At 54.7% G+C, this 20,270-nt stretch carries 14 protein-coding genes and 7 tRNA genes; 4 read left to right on the forward strand and 17 right to left on the reverse strand.

All coding sequences use genetic code 11. From position 1 onward, the window contains the following. Positions 1–205 precede the first annotated feature (205 nt). The 5 genes from lnt to miaB all read right to left on the reverse strand — a co-directional run bounded on the left by lnt (position 206) and on the right by miaB (position 5,901). Entirely contained in the window at positions 206–1,744 is a 1,539-nt protein-coding gene (gene lnt, locus PGR79_RS10505; protein WP_087860234.1) for an apolipoprotein N-acyltransferase, read from the reverse strand. A 22-nt stretch (positions 1,745–1,766) separates the two neighbouring features. Further along, positions 1,767–2,645: a CNNM family magnesium/cobalt transport protein CorC gene (gene corC / locus PGR79_RS10510; RefSeq protein WP_015704743.1), complete on the reverse strand. Its 879-nt coding sequence runs from the start codon at positions 2,643–2,645 to the stop codon at positions 1,767–1,769. A gap of 158 nt (positions 2,646–2,803) precedes the next feature. Beyond that, positions 2,804–3,277: an rRNA maturation RNase YbeY gene (gene ybeY / locus PGR79_RS10515; protein ID WP_087860233.1), complete on the reverse strand. Its 474-nt coding sequence runs from the start codon at positions 3,275–3,277 to the stop codon at positions 2,804–2,806. Then, entirely contained in the window at positions 3,274–4,320 is a 1,047-nt protein-coding gene (locus PGR79_RS10520) for a PhoH family protein (RefSeq protein WP_015367714.1), read from the reverse strand. The genes ybeY and PGR79_RS10520 overlap by 4 nt, the downstream gene beginning before the upstream one ends. Before the next feature lie 156 nt (positions 4,321–4,476). Further along, on the reverse strand, positions 4,477–5,901 hold the full coding sequence (gene miaB / locus PGR79_RS10525) for a tRNA (N6-isopentenyl adenosine(37)-C2)-methylthiotransferase MiaB (protein ID WP_045381508.1): 1,425 nt from the start codon (positions 5,899–5,901) through the stop codon (positions 4,477–4,479). A 170-nt stretch (positions 5,902–6,071) separates the two neighbouring features. Between miaB and ubiF the strand changes: the two genes are divergently transcribed. After that, entirely contained in the window at positions 6,072–7,247 is a 1,176-nt protein-coding gene (ubiF, locus tag PGR79_RS10530) for a 3-demethoxyubiquinol 3-hydroxylase (RefSeq protein WP_113373854.1), read from the forward strand. A 114-nt stretch (positions 7,248–7,361) separates the two neighbouring features. Here the strand turns inward: ubiF and PGR79_RS10535 are convergent. From PGR79_RS10535 to nagB, 12 genes are all read right to left on the reverse strand, one after another. Continuing rightward, positions 7,362–7,436, reverse strand: a tRNA-Gln gene (locus tag PGR79_RS10535). Positions 7,437–7,471: 35 nt separating this feature from the next. Next, positions 7,472–7,546 (reverse strand) — tRNA-Gln (locus PGR79_RS10540). Positions 7,547–7,591: 45 nt separating this feature from the next. Further along, a tRNA-Met gene (locus tag PGR79_RS10545) sits at positions 7,592–7,668 on the reverse strand. A 23-nt stretch (positions 7,669–7,691) separates the two neighbouring features. Next, a tRNA-Gln gene (locus PGR79_RS10550) sits at positions 7,692–7,766 on the reverse strand. A 36-nt stretch (positions 7,767–7,802) separates the two neighbouring features. Continuing rightward, positions 7,803–7,877: transfer RNA gene (locus tag PGR79_RS10555), tRNA-Gln, on the reverse strand. A gap of 23 nt (positions 7,878–7,900) precedes the next feature. After that, positions 7,901–7,985, reverse strand: a tRNA-Leu gene (locus tag PGR79_RS10560). A gap of 9 nt (positions 7,986–7,994) precedes the next feature. After that, positions 7,995–8,071: transfer RNA gene (locus PGR79_RS10565), tRNA-Met, on the reverse strand. Positions 8,072–8,297: 226 nt separating this feature from the next. Then, on the reverse strand, positions 8,298–9,962 hold the full coding sequence (gene asnB, locus PGR79_RS10570; RefSeq protein WP_015367711.1) for an asparagine synthase B: 1,665 nt from the start codon (positions 9,960–9,962) through the stop codon (positions 8,298–8,300). Between the two features lie 279 nt (positions 9,963–10,241). Beyond that, positions 10,242–10,994 (reverse strand): HAD-IIA family hydrolase, encoded by a 753-nt coding sequence (locus PGR79_RS10575; protein ID WP_045392984.1) that lies wholly within the window; start codon positions 10,992–10,994, stop codon positions 10,242–10,244. Between the two features lie 45 nt (positions 10,995–11,039). Next, on the reverse strand, positions 11,040–12,260 hold the full coding sequence (gene nagC / locus PGR79_RS10580; RefSeq protein WP_087860229.1) for a DNA-binding transcriptional regulator NagC: 1,221 nt from the start codon (positions 12,258–12,260) through the stop codon (positions 11,040–11,042). An 8-nt stretch (positions 12,261–12,268) separates the two neighbouring features. Beyond that, on the reverse strand, positions 12,269–13,417 hold the full coding sequence (gene nagA, locus PGR79_RS10585; protein ID WP_015367708.1) for an N-acetylglucosamine-6-phosphate deacetylase: 1,149 nt from the start codon (positions 13,415–13,417) through the stop codon (positions 12,269–12,271). Positions 13,418–13,519: 102 nt separating this feature from the next. Beyond that, on the reverse strand, positions 13,520–14,320 hold the full coding sequence (nagB, locus tag PGR79_RS10590) for a glucosamine-6-phosphate deaminase (RefSeq protein ID WP_015367707.1): 801 nt from the start codon (positions 14,318–14,320) through the stop codon (positions 13,520–13,522). Between the two features lie 314 nt (positions 14,321–14,634). On the opposite strand from nagB, the gene nagE reads away from it, so the two are divergent. From nagE to chiP, 3 genes are all read left to right on the forward strand, one after another. Further along, a complete protein-coding gene (nagE, locus tag PGR79_RS10595; protein ID WP_113373855.1) occupies positions 14,635–16,587 on the forward strand; it encodes a PTS N-acetyl glucosamine transporter subunit IIABC in 1,953 nt (650 codons plus the stop codon). Between the two features lie 177 nt (positions 16,588–16,764). Further along, the gene (glnS, locus tag PGR79_RS10600) at positions 16,765–18,432 is read left to right on the forward strand and encodes a glutamine--tRNA ligase (RefSeq protein ID WP_045381516.1); all 1,668 of its coding nucleotides are present in this window, start codon (positions 16,765–16,767) and stop codon (positions 18,430–18,432) included. Between the two features lie 435 nt (positions 18,433–18,867). Continuing rightward, positions 18,868–20,268, forward strand: a complete 1,401-nt coding sequence (gene chiP, locus PGR79_RS10605; protein ID WP_430921633.1) for a chitoporin ChiP — start codon at positions 18,868–18,870, stop codon at positions 20,266–20,268. Positions 20,269–20,270: the final 2 nt, after the last annotated feature.

The following is a 20,270-nucleotide window of genomic DNA, read 5'->3' on the forward strand; positions in this document are numbered from 1 at the left end:
GGGCAAAAATGGGTTGTTGCACCAACCTGGCGCGAAGTGCGAACGCTTTCGGTGCAACCCCGGTACAACCGCGGTCAAAATCGCCTACAGGGATGAAATTAAGCAATGGACGTGCCAGATTGGCGCTGGAGAGCGTAAAGCGGGGAAGACCCGCCGGCGACGAATGCCGCCGGGAGCAGGCCGGGCGGCTGCCCGGCGGAAAAGATTAGCGTCGACGCTGGCGCAGGCTCATCACCAGCGCGGCAAAGCCAAAGAGGGCGGTTAACGCCCACAGCGGCCAGTTGCCGGTACGGGCATACGGCGTCAGGCCGGTGGTTGGCGTGACTTTGGTGGTCAACACCGCGCGGGTAAACTGCGGGATCATGTCCTGAATTTCACCTCGAGGGCCAATAACGGCGGTGATACCGTTGTTGGTGCTGCGTAGCAGCGGACGCGCCAGTTCCAGCGCGCGCATCCGCGCCATCTGGAAGTGCTGCCACGGGCCTATCGACTTACCAAACCACGCATCGTTGGAGATGGTCAGCAGATAATCGGTATCCGGGCGGAAATTATCTCGGACCTGTTCGCCGAGAATAATTTCGTAGCAAATTGCCGCCGTAAGCTTCAGGTTATGCGCCACCAGCTGCGGCTGCACGTAAGGTCCGCGGCTGAACGAGGACATCGGCAAATCGAAGAATGGCGCCAGCGGGCGTAAAATCGACTCCAGCGGTACGAATTCGCCGAACGGCACCAGATGGTTTTTGTTATAGCGATTGCTCGAGTCGTAGCTGTACGGGTTATCTTTACCCAGCGTGATGATGGTGTTGTAGGTATCGTAGCGGTTTTGTTTATTGAGCCGCGCATCGACAATACCGGTAATCAACGAGCTATTTTTTGCCCGCATCAGGTCATCAACCATGCTAAGGAAATGCTGCTGATTGATTTCCAGATCCGGAATCGCCGACTCCGGCCAGATAATCAGCTGCGATTTACCCATATGCGGCTGGGTGAGATCGAGATAGGTTTTCAGGGTGTTTACCAGCTGGTTTTCATCCCATTTCATCGCCTGCGGAATATCGCCCTGCACCAAAGAGACTTCCGTCGCCCGTTCAGGCAGCAGTTGATACCACTGGATATAACGCAGCGGGAAGGGCAGGGCAAACAGCACTATCGCCACCAGCAGCGGTTTCCAGTGACGCTGTACGACCGCCAGCGCCAGCAGGCCGCTGACCATCATCAACAGAAAGTTTATCGCCTCAACGCCCATCACCGGCGCCAGCCCCTTCAGCGGGCCGTCAATCTGGCTATAGCCGAACTGCAGCCACGGGAAACCGGTCAGCACCCAGCCGCGGAGAAATTCGGTAATTTGCCAGATGACAGGCGCGGCGATGGCCAGACGGATCCAGTTGGTTTTCGGCCACAGCCGCGCGAGGATCCCGGCGAACAGACCGGTATACAGCGATAAATAGGCCGCCAGCAAGGCAACGAGGAAAACGTTAACCGGGCCCGGCATGCCGCCGAACTGCGCGATGCTAACGTAAACCCAATTGATGCCGGTGCCGAATAGCCCAAGCCCCCAGAAGTAGCCAATCCAGGCGCTCTGTAGCGGCCGACGGTTGAGAGTGAGCGCCTGCAGACCAAACAGCGAGACAATTGCCGCTGGCCAGAAGTCGTAAGGTGAAAAAGCCAGCGTTCCGCTGGCTCCGAATAACAGCGCCAGCAGCAGACGTACGCGCTGGCGTTCAAGTAAAGAGGCAAATACCATTTAGGTTAATCGTCCCGTTAAATTAGTCTTCCAGCTTCGGCTGCGGCGCATCATCAGGAAGCTTTACATGGACCTGAATAATACGTCTGCTGTCAGCCATTGCGACCTTGAATTGGTAACCATCAATGTCAATCGACTCGCCGCGGGCCGGGAGATGACCAAAGGCCTGCATCACCAGTCCGCCGATGGTATCGACCTCTTCATCGCTGAAGTGGGTACCGTAGGCTTTATTGAAGTCTTCAATCGATGCCAGCGCGCGTACCGTCCAGGTATGACGGCTTAGCTGGCGAAAATCGATATCTTCCTCTTCATCGTATTCGTCTTCGATTTCGCCGACGATAAGCTCAAGAATATCTTCGATAGTTACCAGACCGGAGACGCCGCCGAACTCGTCGATGACGATCGCCATATGATAACGTTGCGAGCGGAACTCTTTCAGCATGCGGTCAACCCGCTTGCTTTCAGGCACGACAACCGCCGGGCGTAACACTTTTTCCATGCTGAAAGCTTCGGCGTCGCTGCGCATAAACGGCAGCAGATCCTTAGCCATCAGAATCCCTTCAATGTGATCTTTATCTTCGCTAATGACCGGGAAACGCGAGTGGGCGGATTCGATGATGACATCGAGGCATTCGTCCAGCGTCTGGTTGCGTTTCAGGGTAATCATTTGCGAACGCGGGATCATAATATCGCGGACGCGCTGGTCGGCGATATCCATTACCCCTTCGAGCATGTCGCGCGTATCTTCATCGATAAGCTCGTTCTGCCCGGAGTCACGGATCAGCGCCAATAATTCATCACGGTTTTTCGGTTCACCGTGGAAAAGTTGGCTGAGTAAGAGGGAGAAAAATCCCTTTTTGCTGTTTACTGTGTCACTACTGTGTGAATTGTCGTCGCTCATGGCGTCGTATGGGTTCTCGTGTTGATTTAATTGTCGCTCGTCGCGCGTAAACTCAGCGTCGTACGGCATGTTTCGCCTGATGGCGCTACGCTTATCAGGCTTGGGATACGCATAAATGTAGGCCGGATAAGGCGCTCGCGCCGTCATCCGGCAAGTTACTATTCAGCAATCTTCTCGGCAATGTACGGATCCTCATAGCCCAGAGCAAGCATTATCTCTGTTTCGAGGCCTTCCATTTCTTCCGCTTCGTCGTCTTCGATATGATCGTAGCCCAGCAGGTGCAGGCTACCGTGCACGACCATGTGCGCCCAGTGGGCCTCCAGCGGTTTTTCCTGCTCTTTGGCTTCCTGTTCAACCACCTGGCGGCAGATGATCAGATCGCCGAGCAGCGGCATCTCAATGCCCGGCGGGGCTTCGAAGGGGAAGGAGAGGACGTTAGTCGGCTTATCCTTGCCGCGATAGGTCAGGTTCAGCTCGTGGCTTTCGGCGACATCGACCAGGCGAATCGTTAACTCTGACTCTTCCTGGAACTGCGGGATGACGGCATCCACCCAGCGTTGAAAGAGGGCTTCGTCCGGTAGACCGCCGGTGTCTTCGCAGGCCAGCTGTAAATCGAGAATCACCTGACTCATTTTTGCTCCTGTTCCTGGGCTTCGCGTTTGCGCTCGGCGGCCAGTTCTGCTTTACGTTTTTGTTCGGCTTCTTCCCATGCCTCATAGGCATTGACGATGCGGGCGACCACCGGGTGGCGCACCACGTCTTCGCTGTGGAAGAAGTTGAAGCTGATTTCATCGACTTCCGCCAGCACTTCAACGGCGTGACGCAGACCTGATTTGGTATTGCGCGGCAGGTCGATTTGGGTAACGTCGCCGGTGATAACCGCTTTCGAGTTAAAGCCGATACGGGTCAGGAACATCTTCATCTGCTCGATGGTGGTGTTCTGGCTTTCATCGAGAATGATAAAGGCGTCATTCAGCGTACGCCCGCGCATGTAGGCCAGCGGCGCGACTTCAATGACGTTACGCTCAATCAGCTTCTCGACTTTCTCAAAGCCGAGCATCTCGAATAGCGCGTCGTACAGCGGGCGCAAATACGGGTCAACCTTCTGGCTTAAGTCGCCCGGCAGGAAGCCGAGCTTCTCGCCTGCTTCGACCGCCGGACGGGTCAGCAGAATACGGCGAATTTCCTGGCGCTCCAGGGCATCTACCGCCGCGGCAACCGCGAGGTAGGTTTTACCGGTACCCGCAGGCCCGACGCCAAAGGTAATGTCGTGGTCGAGGATATTGGCGATGTACTGCGCCTGGTTTGGCGTACGCGGTTTGATGACCCCGCGTTTGGTTTTGATATTGATGGCCTTACCGTATTCCGGCACGCTCTCGGCGCTCTGCTCGAGCACCCGGGCTTCTTTAATAGCCAGGTGGATTTGTTCCGGTTCAATATCCTGAATCTGGCCGCGCATTGGCGCGGTATCAACATACAGGCTTGTCAGAATATCTGCCGCGGCGTGCACGCAGATGGCGCGGCCGGTCAGTTTAAAATGATTGTCGCGGCGGTTGATCTCAATACCCAACCGGCGCTCCAGCTGTTTGATGTTGTCGTCAAACGGGCCGCACAGTGCTAACAGGCGGGCATTGTCCGCTGGCTCCAGGGTAATTTCACGGGTTTCTATGTTCAAACTGTTCCTCTTATTACGTGTGTTGCCGGAGGACAATCGTCATCCGGCCAATAAGGAAATTATTCACGTCACGGGAATATGGCGCAAGCATTGCTGTAGATATAGGGGCGAGGAGGGGAAATACAAGGCCTGTCGGAACCGACAGGCCTTCGGGGATTACGGCTGGTAGATGCCGACGCCCAGATCGTTTTCTTTACGCGTACGCGCAATGACCGATTCCGGCGATTCCACGACGCGCAGCCCCATCTCGTCTTCGGTGCGGACAATTTTGCCGCGCAGTGAGTTAGTGTAGACATCGACGATTTCCACGTCGACGAATTTACCGACCATATCCGGCGTACCTTCGAAGTTCACCACGCGGTTGTTCTCGGTGCGCCCGGAGAGCTCCATTAGGCTCTTACGCGACGTGCCTTCTACCAGAATACGCTGGGTGGTGCCGAGCATGCGGCGGCTCCACGCCATCGCCTGCTGATTAATACGCTCCTGCAGAATGTACAGGCGCTGTTTTTTATCGGCTTCAGAGACATCGTCGACCATATCCGCCGCCGGGGTGCCCGGGCGGGCAGAGAAGATAAAGCTGTAGCTGACGTCAAAGTTAACCTCGGCAATCAGCTTCATGGTTTTTTCGAAGTCTTCCGTCGTTTCGCCCGGGAAGCCGACGATAAAGTCGGAGCTAATCTGAATATCCGGGCGCGCTTCGCGCAGCTTGCGGATAATCGCTTTATATTCCAGCACGGTGTGGGTACGGCCCATCAGGTTCAGCACGCGATCGGAACCGGCCTGCACCGGCAAATGCAGGAAGCTCACCAGCTCAGGGGTATCGCGATAGACCTCGATGATATCGTCAGTAAACTCAATCGGGTGGCTGGTGGTGAAGCGAATACGGTCGATACCGTCGATGGCGGCGACCAGACGCAGCAGATCGGCAAAGTTGCCGGTCGTGCCGTCGTAGTTTTCGCCGCGCCAGGCGTTCACGTTCTGCCCGAGCAGGTTGACTTCACGCACCCCTTGCGCCGCCAGTTGGGCGATTTCAAACAGAATATCGTCGCACGGACGGCTTACTTCTTCACCGCGGGTATAGGGCACCACGCAGTAAGTGCAGTATTTGTTGCAGCCTTCCATGATGGAAACGAAGGCGGTCGGCCCCTCGGCGCGCGGTTCCGGCAGGCGATCGAATTTTTCGATTTCCGGGAAGCTCACGTCGATAACCGGTTTATGGTTGTTGCGCACCGCGTCGATCATCTCCGGCAGGCGGTGCAGCGTCTGCGGGCCAAAAATAATGTCAACGTAATGGGCGCGCTGGCGAATCAGCTTGCCTTCCTGGGAGGCAACGCAGCCGCCGACGCCGATAATCACGCCGGGTTTTTTCTCTTTCAGCAGTTTCCAGCGGCCAAGCTGATGGAACACTTTTTCCTGCGCCTTCTCGCGAATTGAGCAGGTGTTGAGCAGCAGCACGTCCGCTTCTTCGGCCACTTCTGTGAGTTGATACCCATGGGTGGCATCCAGCAGATCGGCCATCTTGGATGAATCGTATTCGTTCATCTGACAGCCCCAGGTTTTAATATGGAGTTTTTTTGTCATCGACTTGCTCATGCTCAATTATAAAGACGGGTATAAGTTAAGAATTAGAATTCGTTTGCAGGGTACGCATTGTAATGCTTTGGTTGCCACCTGACCAGTGCGACCACGATCCCCCGCAAGGCGCAAAAAATCCGGTAAACTTAAGGAAATCAGCTTTAAGGATAATTGCCATGACAATTCATGCAACAGATATCGCCATTGTCGGCGGCGGAATGGTCGGCGGCGCGCTGGCGCTGGGGCTGGCGCAACACGGGTTTTCGGTGACGGTGATAGAAAAACACGCGCCTCCGGCCTTTGATGCCGCTGCGGCGCCGGATGTGCGTATTTCGGCGATCAGCGCGTCGTCGGTCGGCTTGCTCAAAAGCCTCGGCGTCTGGGAGGCGGTGCGCGCTATGCGCGCGCATGCTTATCGTCGTCTTGAAACCTGGGAGTGGGAAAGCGCGCACGTTGACTTTAATGCCGCCGAACTGAAGCTGCCTGAGCTTGGCTATATGGTGGAAAATAACGTGCTACAGCTGGCGCTGTGGCAGGCGCTCGAAGCCCATCCGCAGGTGACCTTGCGGGTTGGCGTGACGTTAAGCGAGCTTAATCGTGAGCCGCAGGGCGTTTCGCTGCGCCTGAGCGATGAGAGCGTTTGCACGGCGCAACTGGCGATCGGCGCAGACGGCGCGAATTCTCAGGTGCGCGAACTGGCCGGCATCGGCGTTCAGGCGTGGCAATATCAACAATCCTGTATGCTAATTAGCGTGCAGTGCGCCGACGATCCCGGTGATAGCACCTGGCAACAGTTTACCCCCAGCGGGCCACGCGCCTTCCTGCCGCTATTCGATAACTGGGCGTCGCTGGTGTGGTACGACACCCCGGCGCGCATCCGCCAGCTGCAGGGGATGTCGATGTCCCAACTGCAGCAGGAAATCAGCGCGCATTTTCCGAAACGTCTGGGCGGCGTGACGCCGATGAGCGCCGGCGCCTTCCCGTTAACCCGCCGTCATGCATTGCAGTACGTGCAACCGGGACTGGCGCTGGTGGGGGACGCGGCGCATACCATTCATCCGCTGGCGGGGCAGGGGGTTAACCTTGGCTATCGCGACGTTGACGCGCTGCTGGATATTTTGGCGGAAGCCCGCGGGCGCGGGGAAGCCTGGTCCAGCTTGCCGGTGCTGAAGCGCTATCAGGCGCGGCGTCGGGCGGATAACTTTATTATGCAATCCGGCATGGATCTGTTCTATGCCGGCTTCAGCAACGATTTAGCGCCGGTACGCGTGTTGCGTAATATTGGCTTGATGGCAGCCGAACGTGCTGGAGTATTAAAGCGCCAGGCATTGAAGTATGCGTTAGGGTTGTAAAGAGGCATTTGCCGATGGGTGCTGCAGACTAAAGTTTTGCAGTACCTGCATCGGCAAGATGACTATCCGCAGAAAGCAAAAAAGCTCACCGAAGTGAGCTTTTTTGTGAATAAGTGGCTGGGGTACGAGGATTCGAACCTCGGAATGCCGGAATCAGAATCCGGTGCCTTACCGCTTGGCGATACCCCAACAGGCTGCGTTCACAGAGGAACGTCTTTTGAATTTGGCTGGGGTACGAGGATTCGAACCTCGGAATGCCGGAATCAGAATCCGGTGCCTTACCGCTTGGCGATACCCCAACAAATTTTTACGGATTTACCGATGTTAACCGATAGTCCTGAATATGGTGGCTACGACGGGATTCGAACCTGTGACCCCATCATTATGAGTGATGTGCTCTAACCAGCTGAGCTACGTAGCCAAATTGTCATGCTGTTTCTTCGATGGCTGGGGTACCTGGATTCGAACCAGGGAATGCCGGTATCAAAAACCGGTGCCTTACCGCTTGGCGATACCCCAATACCGTCGCGGCTAACCGCAAATATCGAAGAAATATGGCTGGGGTACCTGGATTCGAACCAGGGAATGCCGGTATCAAAAACCGGTGCCTTACCGCTTGGCGATACCCCATCCGTGCAACGCTTTTTGGTGAATGGTGCGGGAGGCGAGACTTGAACTCGCACACCTTGCGGCGCCAGAACCTAAATCTGGTGCGTCTACCAATTTCGCCACTCCCGCAAAAAAAGATGGTGGCTACGACGGGATTCGAACCTGTGACCCCATCATTATGAGTGATGTGCTCTAACCAGCTGAGCTACGTAGCCATCTTTTTTTCGCGTTACCTTATCGGCGTTGCGGGGCGCATTATGCGTATTGGGCCTGCGAGCGTCAACCACTTTTTCAAGGAAAATCGTCGTAATGTGACTGTTTGGTTAGGTTGCGAACAGCATGCTGCAATAATCGGCAAGAATTGATTATTTATCGTTTTTATTTGCCAAATTCGGCATAAAAAAAACGGACCCCGTAGGGTCCGCTATGCGTGTTGATTGCTTATTTATAAGCTGACTGGTGCACGCCGACCGCGCGTCCTGATGGATCGTTCATGGTTTTGAACGCTTCATCCCACTCGATGGCTTTCGCCGAAGAGCAGGCGACGGACGGGCCGCCGGGTACGCATTCCGCCGCGCTTGGCAGCGGGAACAGCTCTTCGAAGATTTCGCGGTACAGATAACCTTCTTTAGAGGTCGGCGTGTTGTACGGGAAGCGGAAGCTTGCCGTCTCCAGCTGCTGGTCGCTAATCTGTTTTGCCGCCACTTCTTTCAGCGTATCAATCCAGCTATAGCCCACGCCGTCGGAGAACTGCTCTTTCTGGCGCCAGGCGACGCTGGCTGGCAGATAGGACTCAAAGCATTCGCGCAAAATATGTTTTTCCATTTTGCCGTTGCCGCACATTTTATCCTGCGGGTTGATGCGCATCGCCACATCGAGGAATTTCTTATCGAGGAACGGTACGCGGGCCTCTACCCCCCAGGCAGACATCGCTTTGTTGGCGCGGGCGCAGTCAAACATGTGCAGCGCCTGCAGTTTACGCACCGTTTCTTCATGCAGTTCTTTGGCGTTCGGCGCTTTGTGGAAGTAGAGATAGCCGCCGAAGACTTCATCGGAACCTTCGCCAGAGAGCACCATTTTAATGCCCATGGCTTTAATTTTACGCGACATCAGGTACATCGGCGTCGAGGCGCGAATGGTGGTCACGTCATACGTTTCGATGTGATAGATAACGTCGCGGATCGCATCCAGCCCTTCCTGCACCGTAAAGTGAATTTCGTGATGCACGGTGCCGAGGTGGTTCGCGACTTCCTGCGCCGCTTTCAGGTCAGGGGAGCCTTCGAGGCCGACCGCGAATGAGTGCAGCTGCGGCCACCAGGCTTCGCTGCGCTCCTGATCTTCAACGCGGCGGGCGGCGTATTTTTTGGTAATGGCCGAAATCACCGACGAGTCCAGGCCGCCGGAGAGCAGCACGCCGTAAGGTACGTCGGACATCAGGTGGCTTTTTACTGACTCTTCCAGCGCCTGACGCAACTCGTTTTTATCCGTGACGTTGTCTTTTACCGCGTCGTAGTCGAACCAGTCGCGCTGGTAGTACTGGCGAATTTCGCCATCCTGGCTCCACAGGTAGCTACCCGCAGGGAACTCTTTAATCGTGCGGCAGACCGGCACCAGCGCTTTCATTTCAGAGGCGACGTAGAAGTTGCCGTGCTCGTCGTGGCCCATATACAGCGGGATAATACCGATATGGTCGCGGCCAATCAGGTAAGCGTCTTTCTCGCTGTCATACAGCGCGAAGGCAAACATCCCCTGCAGTTCATCGAGGAACTCAGGCCCTTTTTCCTGGTACAGCGCGAGGATTACTTCACAGTCGGAACCGGTCTGGAACTGGTAGCGATCGCCATATTCGGCGCGCAGCGCCTGGTGGTTGTAAATTTCACCGTTGACCGCCAGCGCATGGGTTTTTTGTTGGTTATAGAGCGGCTGGGCCCCGGCGTTGACGTCGACGATCGACAGACGTTCGTGGGCGAGAATCGCTTTATCGCTGGCATAAACGCCGGACCAGTCCGGTCCGCGGTGGCGCATCAGGCGGGAAAGTTCCAGTGCCTTTTTACGCAGTTCGCCTGCGTCAGTTTTGATATCCAGTACGCCAAAAATAGAACACATAGCCTTCTCCGTTACCCTGTCTTGTAGTGATGTTATGCAGACCTCGTCTCTTGCAAGGTCTTAGTGCGTGTTAAAGAAAATGCCGTAAAGGAGAGTGGGGCGCAAGAGATTTACTGGCAGGAAAGTAAAAAGTGCAATGCTGATTGCCGGATGTTGAAAAATGAGTATGTTTAGCGCGGCTTTATTGATGATTGTTTAGTGGTAAGCCATTTTCATTAGATGAATCTATTTTTGGCAGCACCAAAAATAAAAAACCACGTCCAGGGACGTGGTTTCGGCTCAAAAAACGTCGATTTCGGCGACCGACGGATAAATCCACGACGGGCGGAACGGCATGCTATCGATATCATCCAGTGTGGAGACTCCGGAGAGCACCAGAATGGTCTCAAGGCCCGCCTGGAAACCGGCGAGGATATCGGTACGCAGGTTATCGCCGACGATCACCGTTTGCTCGGAGTGGGCCTGCATTTTGTTAAGCGCGGAACGAATAATCCACGGGCTCGGCTTACCGACATAAAACGGTTTCCGGCCGGAGATTTTTTCGATTCCCGCACAGAGCGCGCCGCAAGCAGGGTAGTAGCCACGGCCGTGAGTATCCGGGTTGGTGGCGATGAAACGCGCGCCGTTGGCGACGAAGAAAGCCGCTTTATGCATCATTTCCCAGTTAAAGGAGCGGGTTTCGCCAACGATGACGAAATCAGGGTTAACGTCGGTGATGGTGAAGCCGGCCTTATACAGTTCGTGGATGAGCGCGCCTTCGCCAACCACATAGGCTTTTTTACCTTCCTGGCGACGCAGGAAATCAGCGGTGGCCATGGCGGAGGTGTAGAACGCGGTATCCGGCACTTCGATACCGGCGGTGGCGAAACGGTTGGCCAGGTCCTGGCCGGTTTGCGAAGGATAGTTGGTCAGCATCACCAGCGGCATGCCTTTATCCAGGATGCGTTTGATAAATTCAGCGGCGCCGGGAACAGCCACGTTATCGTGCATCAGCACGCCGTCGATATCACAAATTACGTTTTGAATGGTCATGGACAGTCCAACATCATTAACGAAAGGCGAAACTATAAAGCTGGATTAGCTTTCCAGCAAATGCTGTAGCAGGATGCCGTTGAGCATCGCGCGCTTGACCAGCGCGAAGGCGCCGATGGCCGAGCGGTGATCGAGCGTCGAACGTACCACGGGCAGGTTTTTACGAAACGCTTTCAGCGCCTGGCCGTTGATACAACCTTCAATGGCCGGCAGCAGCACCTTTTCCGCCTCGACGATTTCGCCGGCAATCACCACTTTTTGTGGGTTAAACAGATTGATGGCGATGGCGATGGTTTTACCCAGATGACGACCAACGTATTCGATCACTTCACAGGCCAGCGCATCGCCTTTATTTGCCGCTTTGCAGATGGTTTTGATATTACAGTCATCAAGCGTGATACGGCTTTGATAGCCCTGCTCAAGCAGATGACGGACGCGGTGCTCAATGGCGGCGTTCGCGGCGACGGTTTCCAGACAACCGAAGTTGCCGCAGTGACAGCGCTCGCCTAATGGGTCAACCTGGATATGGCCAATTTCACCGACGTTACCGTTACGGCCGATAAAAATACGCCCGTTGGAAATAATGCCCGCGCCGGTACCGCGGTGTACGCGCACCAGGATGGAGTCTTCGCAATCCTGGCTTGCGCCAAAATAGTGCTCGGCCAATGCCAGACTGCGGATATCGTGGCCGACAAAACAGGTGACGCTAAAGCGTTTTTCCAACGCGCCGACCAGCCCCCAGTTCTCGACCTGAATATGTGGCATATAGCGGATAACGCCGCTTTCCGGATCGACCAGCCCCGGCAAAATGACCGAAATGGCGATAAGCTCGCGGATTTTGCGCTGACAATTTTCAATAAAGGTGGCGATGATATTCAGCAGCGCGTGCTCGAGGGTTTCCTGGGTACGCTCCGGCAGCGGGAAATGCTCTTCTTCCAGCGTCTTACTGCTTAAATCATAGAGGGTCAGAGTGGCGTCATAGCGGCCAAGCCGCACGCCGATGGCGTTGAAATTGCGGGTCTCCGCAATGATAGAGATGGCGCGGCGCCCCCCGGTGGAGGCCTGCTGATCGACTTCTTTGATCAGGCCGCGCTCAATAAGCTGACGCGTAATTTTGGTTACGCTGGCAGGGGCAAGCTGACTTTGTTCCGCTATCTGAATGCGCGAGATGGGACCATGTTGGTCAATCAGCCGATAGACGGCCGCGCTGTTCAGCTGTTTTACCAGATCGACGTTACCAATTTGAGCTTGTCCGCCTGCTGTCATACTTTTACTTACTCAGTGACGACCTCGTTACCATTAACGATGGTCTTGATGATTTTATAATCGCGGCTGAAAGCGGTCAGGTTAGCGACCATACCCGGCGCAATGCTGCCGAGCTGCTTGTCCACGCCAATCGCGCGCGCCGGGTAGAGCGTCGCCATACGCAACACTTCGTCCAGCGCCACGCCGCAATGTTCAACGAGGTTACGTACCCCTTCAATCATGGTCAGCGAAGAGCCGCTGAGGGTGCCGTTTTCATCCACGCACAGACCATTGCGGTAGTATATTGTTTTACCAGCAAAAATGAACTGGTCAATATTAGCTCCTGCCGGCGCGGTGGCGTCAGTCACCAGGCACAGTTTATCGCCTTTCAGGCGTTTAGCGTTACGCACGTTGGCATAATCGACGTGCATACCGTCGACGATGATACCGCAGTAGACATCCGGCTCGTCGAAAATGGCGCCGGCCAGGCCTGGTTCGCGACCGGTAATATATGGCATGGCATTATAAAGGTGCGTCGCAAAAGTGATACCGGCGCGGAAACCGATTTTCGCCTCTTTCAGCGTAGCATTAGAGTGGCCTGCTGAAACGACGATGCCGGCGGCAACCAGTTTACGGATCACTTCCGGTTCGACGCGTTCAGGGGCCAGCGTCACTTTGGTGATAACGTCGGCGTTGTCGCACAGGAAGTCGACCAGCGCGGCGTCCGGTTTACGCACGTAGTCCGGGTTGTGAGTGCCTTTTTTAACGATATTCAACCACGGCCCTTCCAGATGCAGACCCAGCGCCTGGTTCGGGTGTTTTTGCAGGTATTCGCGCATCACGCGAATGCCTTGCTTCATCAGGTCATCGCTGGAGGTAATCAGCGTCGGTAGGAAGTTGGTGCAGCCGGAACGCTCATTCGCTTTCTGCATAATTTCCAGCGTTTCGACGGTGACCGCATCCGGACTATCGTTGAACTGCACGCCGCCGCAGCCGTTCAGCTGGACGTCGATGAAACCGGGGGCAATAATCGCGCCGTTGACCGAGCGTTGCTCAATTTCAGACGGCAAATCAGCCAGCGGACAGAGACGTTCGATACGGCCATTGGCGATAACAACCGCATGGTCATCGAGAATTTCATGACCGGTGTAAACCCGGCCCTGGGTTAATGCATACATTACGACCCCCGGTATATACGCCCCACCAGCTCAACTCGCATTGTTCTGGTGTGGCATACAAAGAAAAAGATGGTCCCACGCCAGGGCGCGGGACGGACTACATTACAGACCTTTAATATTTTCAGCTTCTAATTCGTTGAAATATTTCAGAGTCTTCACTTTCAGTTCCATCGTGGACGGCTCGTCGCAGACCACAACCGCTTTCGGATGCAGCTGCAGACAGGTGATGGTCCACATGTGGTTGACGTTACCTTCGACCGCCGCCTGCAGCGCCAGCGCTTTCTGATGGCCCAGCACCAGAATCATCACTTCTTCCGCATCCAGCAGAGTACCCACGCCCACGGTCAGCGCATATTTCGGCACCAGATCCACATCGCCGTCGAAGAAGCGGGAGTTGGCCACGCGGGTGTCATGGGTCAGGGTTTTAATACGGGTACGGGACGCCAGAGAAGAGGCCGGTTCGTTAAACGCGATATGACCATCGTTACCTACGCCGCCCATAAACAGGTGGATTTTACCGTAGGAGCGGATTTTTTCTTCATAACGACGGCATTCTGCATCGATATCCGGCGCATTACCATTCAGCAGGTTGATATTTTCAGCTGGAATATCAACATGGTCAAAGAAATTGCGGTGCATGAAGCTATGATAGCTTTCTGGATGCTCTTTCGGCAGGCCGACATACTCATCCATGTTGAAGGTAACAACGTGCTTGAAGCTAACCTGGCCTGCTTTATGCATTTCAACCAGCGCTTTGTAAGCGGTAAGAGGCGTACCACCGGTAGGCAGACCCAGTACGAACGGACGGTCCGCGGTCGGTTTGAACGCGTTAATGCGGTTAACGATATGACGGGCAGCCCATTTACCTACTTGTTCAGCTGTTACCAGGGGGATCAGTCTCATTCTTCACCTCTATAGTTAAATTAGAACCTGGCGGATTGGCGCCAGCATACTATGAAGAGTATTGCAGCAACTGCGCCGACCGGGGTCAATCCGTGTTGATTTTTTGAATGATAAAATAAGTTTTCGATGTTAGCCAGTCAAAGGGAGGGGGGAATACGATATTTGGTGATTATAGTCACAAAAAATACCCGTTTAATTTGCGATACGAATTAATTTTTCACACACTTTGCCGGTAAGTGATAAATCCGACCTTGTTACACAATAAAAAAGTGGCTTTGAAATGAGCCTCATCGGGGTCTCATAGGGGGAATAAGATGAATATTTTAGGTTTCTTTCAGCGGCTGGGTAGGGCGTTACAGCTCCCTATCGCAGTGCTGCCGGTCGCGGCCTTGCTGCTGCGATTCGGGCAACCAGATCTGCTGAACGTACCCTTCATCGCGCAAGCGGGTGGGGCAATCTTTGACAACTTAGCGTTGATCTTCGCCATCGGCGTGGCATCAAGTTGGTCCAAAGATAACGCGGGTTCTGCGGCGCTGGCCGGCGCGGTAGGTTATTTCGTGATGACCAAAGCGATGGTCACCATTAACCCGGAAATTAACATGGGCGTGCTGGCGGGTATCATTACCGGTCTGGTCGCGGGTGCTGTTTATAACCGCTGGGCCGGCATTAAACTGCCAGACTTCCTGAGCTTCTTCGGCGGTAAACGCTTCGTACCTATCGCTACCGGCTTCTTCTGTCTGGTGCTGGCTGCCATCTTCGGCTATGTCTGGCCGCCGGTGCAGCACGCTATTCATGCGGGTGGCGAATGGATCGTGTCTGCGGGCGCGCTGGGTTCCGGTATCTTCGGTTTCATCAACCGTCTGCTGATCCCAACCGGTCTGCATCAGGTGCTGAACACCATCGCCTGGTTCCAGATTGGCGAGTTCACCAACGCCGCGGGCGCGGTCTTCCACGGCGACATCAACCGCTTCTATGCCGGTGACGGTACCGCGGGGATGTTCATGTCCGGCTTCTTCCCGATCATGATGTTTGGTCTGCCGGGCGCTGCGCTGGCGATGTACATGGCTGCGCCGAAAGAGCGTCGTCCGATGGTCGGCGGTATGCTGCTGTCCGTGGCCATCACCGCGTTCCTGACCGGTGTGACCGAGCCGCTGGAATTCCTGTTCATGTTCCTGGCGCCATTGCTGTACCTCCTGCACGCTATCCTGACCGGTATCAGCCTGTTCATCGCAACGGCGCTGGGTATCCACGCGGGCTTCTCCTTCTCCGCGGGCGCTATCGACTACGTGTTGATGTACAGCCTGCCGGCAGCCAGCAAAAACGTCTGGATGCTGCTGGTGATGGGCGTGGTGTTCTTCTTCGTTTACTTCCTGTTGTTCAGCGCGGTTATCCGCATGTTCAACCTGAAAACGCCGGGTCGTGAAGATAAAACCGACGACGTCGTGACTGAAGAAGCCAACAGCAACACCGAAGAAGGTCTGACTCAGCTGGCGACCAACTACATCGCAGCCGTAGGCGGTACCGATAACCTGAAAGCCATTGATGCTTGTATCACCCGTCTGCGTCTGACCGTCGGCGACTCGGCGAAAGTCAACGATGCCGCCTGTAAACGTCTCGGCGCCTCCGGCGTGGTGAAACTGAACAAACAGACTATCCAGGTCATCGTTGGCGCGAAAGCGGAATCCGTTGGCGACGCCATGAAGAAAGTGGTTGCCCGTGGTCCGGTTGCCGCTACCGCCGTCTCGACTGACAGCGCGCCAGCCGCCGCGCCTGCGGCCAAACCGCAGGCGGTTGCAAACGCTAAAACCGTCGAAGCGCTGGTTTCCCCGATTACCGGCGAAGTGGTGGCGCTTGAGCAGGTGCCGGATGAAGCCTTCGCCAGCAAAGCCGTCGGTGACGGTGTCGCGGTGAAACCGACCGATAACATCGTTGTCGCGCCGGCGGCCGGTACGGTGGTGAAAATCTTCAACACCAACCACGCGTTCTGCCTGGAAACCGATAATGGCGCGGAAATCGTCGTCCATATGGGCATCGATACCGTCGCGCTGGAAGGCAAAGGCTTTAAACGTCTGGTTGAAGAGGGCGCACAGGTGAAAGCCGGCGAGCCGATTCTGGAAATGGATCTGGCGTTCCTCAACGCCAACGCTCGCTCGATGATTAGTCCGGTCGTCTGCAGCAACAGCGATGATTACAGCGCGCTGGTGATTCAGGCAACGGGTAACGTTGTCGCCGGCCAAACGCCGTTGTTCGAGATTAAAGGCAAGTAAGGCTCCTGAGTAGAGTTTTGCCTCAGCGGCGCAGCGAAACCTGCGCCGCTTTTTTTTGCCGCAAATACCCCCATATCCAACAACAGATACGTATTTTGCGTAACTAATAGTTGTCTCTGCGTCCTGCTTGTAAGATCATGTGCCGTTATACGTTGTTTACGCTTTGAGGAACCCGTGATGAGTGAGGCAGAAGCCCGCCCGACTAACTTTATCCGTCAGATCATCGATGAAGATCTGGCTACCGGTAAGCACACCACCGTTCATACCCGCTTCCCGCCGGAACCGAACGGCTACCTGCACATTGGCCATGCAAAATCCATTTGCCTGAACTTCGGCATCGCTCAGGATTACCAAGGTCAATGTAATCTGCGTTTCGATGACACCAACCCGGTGAAAGAAGATATCGAATACGTGGAGTCGATTAAAAACGACGTGCAGTGGTTAGGTTTCCACTGGTCCGGCGATGTCTGCTACTCCTCTGATTACTTCGATCAGCTGCATCAGTATGCGGTTGAACTGATCAACAAAGGTTTGGCCTACGTTGACGAACTGTCCGCCGACGAGATCCGCGAATACCGCGGTACCCTGAAAGAGCCGGGTAAAAACAGCCCATACCGCGATCGCAGCGTGGAAGAGAACCTGGCGCTGTTCGAAAAAATGCGCACCGGCGGCTTTGAAGAGGGTAAAGCTTGCCTGCGCGCGAAGATCGACATGGCGTCGCCGTTCATCGTGATGCGTGACCCGGTGCTGTATCGCATTAAATTTGCGGAACACCATCAGACCGGCAACAAGTGGTGCATCTACCCGATGTACGACTTCACCCACTGCATCAGCGATGCGCTGGAAGGTATCACCCACTCGCTGTGTACCCTGGAGTTCCAGGACAACCGTCGTCTGTACGACTGGGTGCTCGACAACATCAGTATTCCGGTGCATCCGCGTCAGTATGAATTCTCGCGCCTGAATCTCGAATACACCGTGATGTCCAAGCGTAAGCTGAATCAGCTGGTGACGGAAAAGCACGTGGAAGGTTGGGATGACCCGCGTATGCCGACTATTTCCGGTCTGCGCCGTCGTGGTTATACCGCTGAATCCATCCGCGAGTTCTGCAAACGCATCGGCGTGACCAAGCAGGACAACACCATTGAGATGGCGTCGCTGGAGTCGTGCATTCGTGAAGATCTTAACGAAAACGCGCCGCGCGCGATGGCGGTAATCGATCCGGTTAAACTGGTTATCGAAAACTATCCGCAGGGCGCAAGCGAAATGGTGGCGATGCCGAACCATCCGAACAAGCCGGAGATGGGCAGCCGCGAGGTACCATTCAGCGCTGAGATCTGGATCGATCGCGCGGACTTCCGCGAAGAAGCCAACAAACAGTACAAGCGTCTGGTGCTGGGTAAAGAGGTGCGTCTGCGCAACGCCTACGTGATTAAAGCGGAACGCGTTGAGAAAGATGCAGAAGGTAATATCACTACCATCTTCTGTACTTACGATGCCGACACCCTGAGCAAAGACCCGGCCGATGGCCGCAAGGTTAAAGGCGTTATCCACTGGGTGAGCGCGGCGCACGCGCTGCCGGTTGAAATTCGCCTCTATGACCGTCTGTTTAGCGTGCCGAACCCGGGCGCGGCGGATGACTTCCTGGCGGTAATGAACCCGGAATCGCTGGTCATCAAGCAAGGTTTCGCGGAGCCGAGCCTGTCGAAAGCGCAGGCGGGTAAAGCATACCAGTTCGAGCGCGAAGGTTACTTCTGCCTCGACAGCCGCTACGCCACCGAGAGCCATCTGGTCTTCAACCGCACCGTTGGCCTGCGTGACACCTGGGCTAAAATCGGCGAGTAATGCTCACCGTCTTCATGAAACGCCGCGCACTGCGGCGTTTTTTTTATTTCAGAATCAGTGAATTAAGAATCGATATTTTTTCGATGCGAATTAATCTTATTAAAACGCAGTAATAATTCCCCATCTCTTCCTGCCTGCGTATTTACATTTAACCGTTTCAGCTTTGACGGATTTTCAATTTTTTTTCGATATAACCATGACTTATCGTTAAAAAAGCTGAGAAGTAAGTCTGTAACAAAACGACATAAATTATGTGCGCTTTGTCATAATCTTAAGCTTTGCTCTGCGAAAGAGATTGATAATTCGCGTCACGAAAAATAGTCTATCCATAGTGGTTTCGCGGACTTTTAACCGCACCGCTTTTAGTACTTTTTTATTTTTTTAGCGAGCTGCCTTTGGCAATCGCAATTTTAAAACGTCAAAGAGGATATGCACATGCGTACGTTTAGTGGCAAACGTAGTACGCTGGCGCTGGCTATTGCCGCCGTCACCGCGATGTCGGGTTGGGTTGTGGCTCCACAGGCCAGCGCAGCAGGCTTTATCGATGATTCTACCTTAACCGGCGGTATCTATTACTGGCAGCGCGAGCGCGACCGTAAAAACGTAGAAACCGACAAATACGAAACTAACCTTTCCCATTCTACCTGGAACGCCAACCTGGATTTCCAGTCCGGCTATGCCGCCGATATGTTTGGTCTGGATATTGCTGCCTTCACCGCGATTGAAATGGCGGAAAACGGCGACAGCGGCCATCCGAACGAAATTGCTTTCTCCTCCAGCAACCGTGCGTACAGCGAAGATTATACCGGCGATAAGAGCGGGATAAGCCTGTATAAAGCGGCAGCAAAATTTAAATTTGGCCCGGCGTGGGCGCGCGCGGGTTATATCCAGCCGACCGGACAAACGCTGCTGGCGCCGCACTGGAGCTTTATGCCGGGTACCTATCAGGGTGCGGAAGCCGGAGCCAACTTCGACTATGGCGATAACGGCGCGCTGAGTTTCTCCTATATGTGGACGAACGAATATAAGGCGCCGTGGCATATCGAGATGGATGATTTCTACCAGAACGATAAGAAAACCAAAGTTGACTATCTTCACTCTCTTGGCGCGAAGTACGATTTTAAAAACGATCTGGTGCTGGAAGCCGCATTTGGACAGGCCCAGGGCTATATCGATCAGTACTTTGCTAAAGCCAGCTACAAATTTGATATCGCGGGTTCGCCGTTGAGCACCAGCTATCAGTTCTACGGTACCCGCGATAAAGTCAGCAACGGCGGCGTCAACGATATCTACGACGGCACCGCGTGGCTGCAGGCGATCACTTTCGGCTATAAAGCGGCCGATGTGCTGGATCTGCGTCTGGAAGGGACCTGGGTGAAAGCCGATGGTCAGCAGGGCTACTTCCTGCAGCGTATGACGCCAACCTATGCCTCCTCTAACGGTCGTCTCGATATCTGGTGGGATAACCGCTCTGACTTTAACGCCAACGGCGAGAAAGCGGTGTTCTTCGGTGCGATGTACGACATGAAGAACTGGGACATGCCGGGCTGGGCGTTTGGCGCATCCTATGTTTACGCCTGGGATGCTAAGCCTGGCAGAATGGCATCCCCGGATGCTTACTACGATCCTAACTATCTTCTGAAAGAATCCGCCTACAGCCTGGATGCTATCTACACCCTGCAGGAAGGCCGCGCGAAAGGAACGATGTTCAAACTGCACTTCACGCAATACGACAACCACTCCGACATCCCGAGCTGGAGCGGCGGTTACGGCAACATCTTCCAGGATGAGCGTGACGTGAAGTTTATGGTTATCGCACCGTTCACCATTTTCTGATG

Origin of the sequence: Klebsiella sp. 141161 (assembly GCF_050600815.1) — a bacterium.
Taxonomy (GTDB): Bacteria; Pseudomonadota; Gammaproteobacteria; order Enterobacterales; family Enterobacteriaceae; genus Klebsiella; species Klebsiella aerogenes.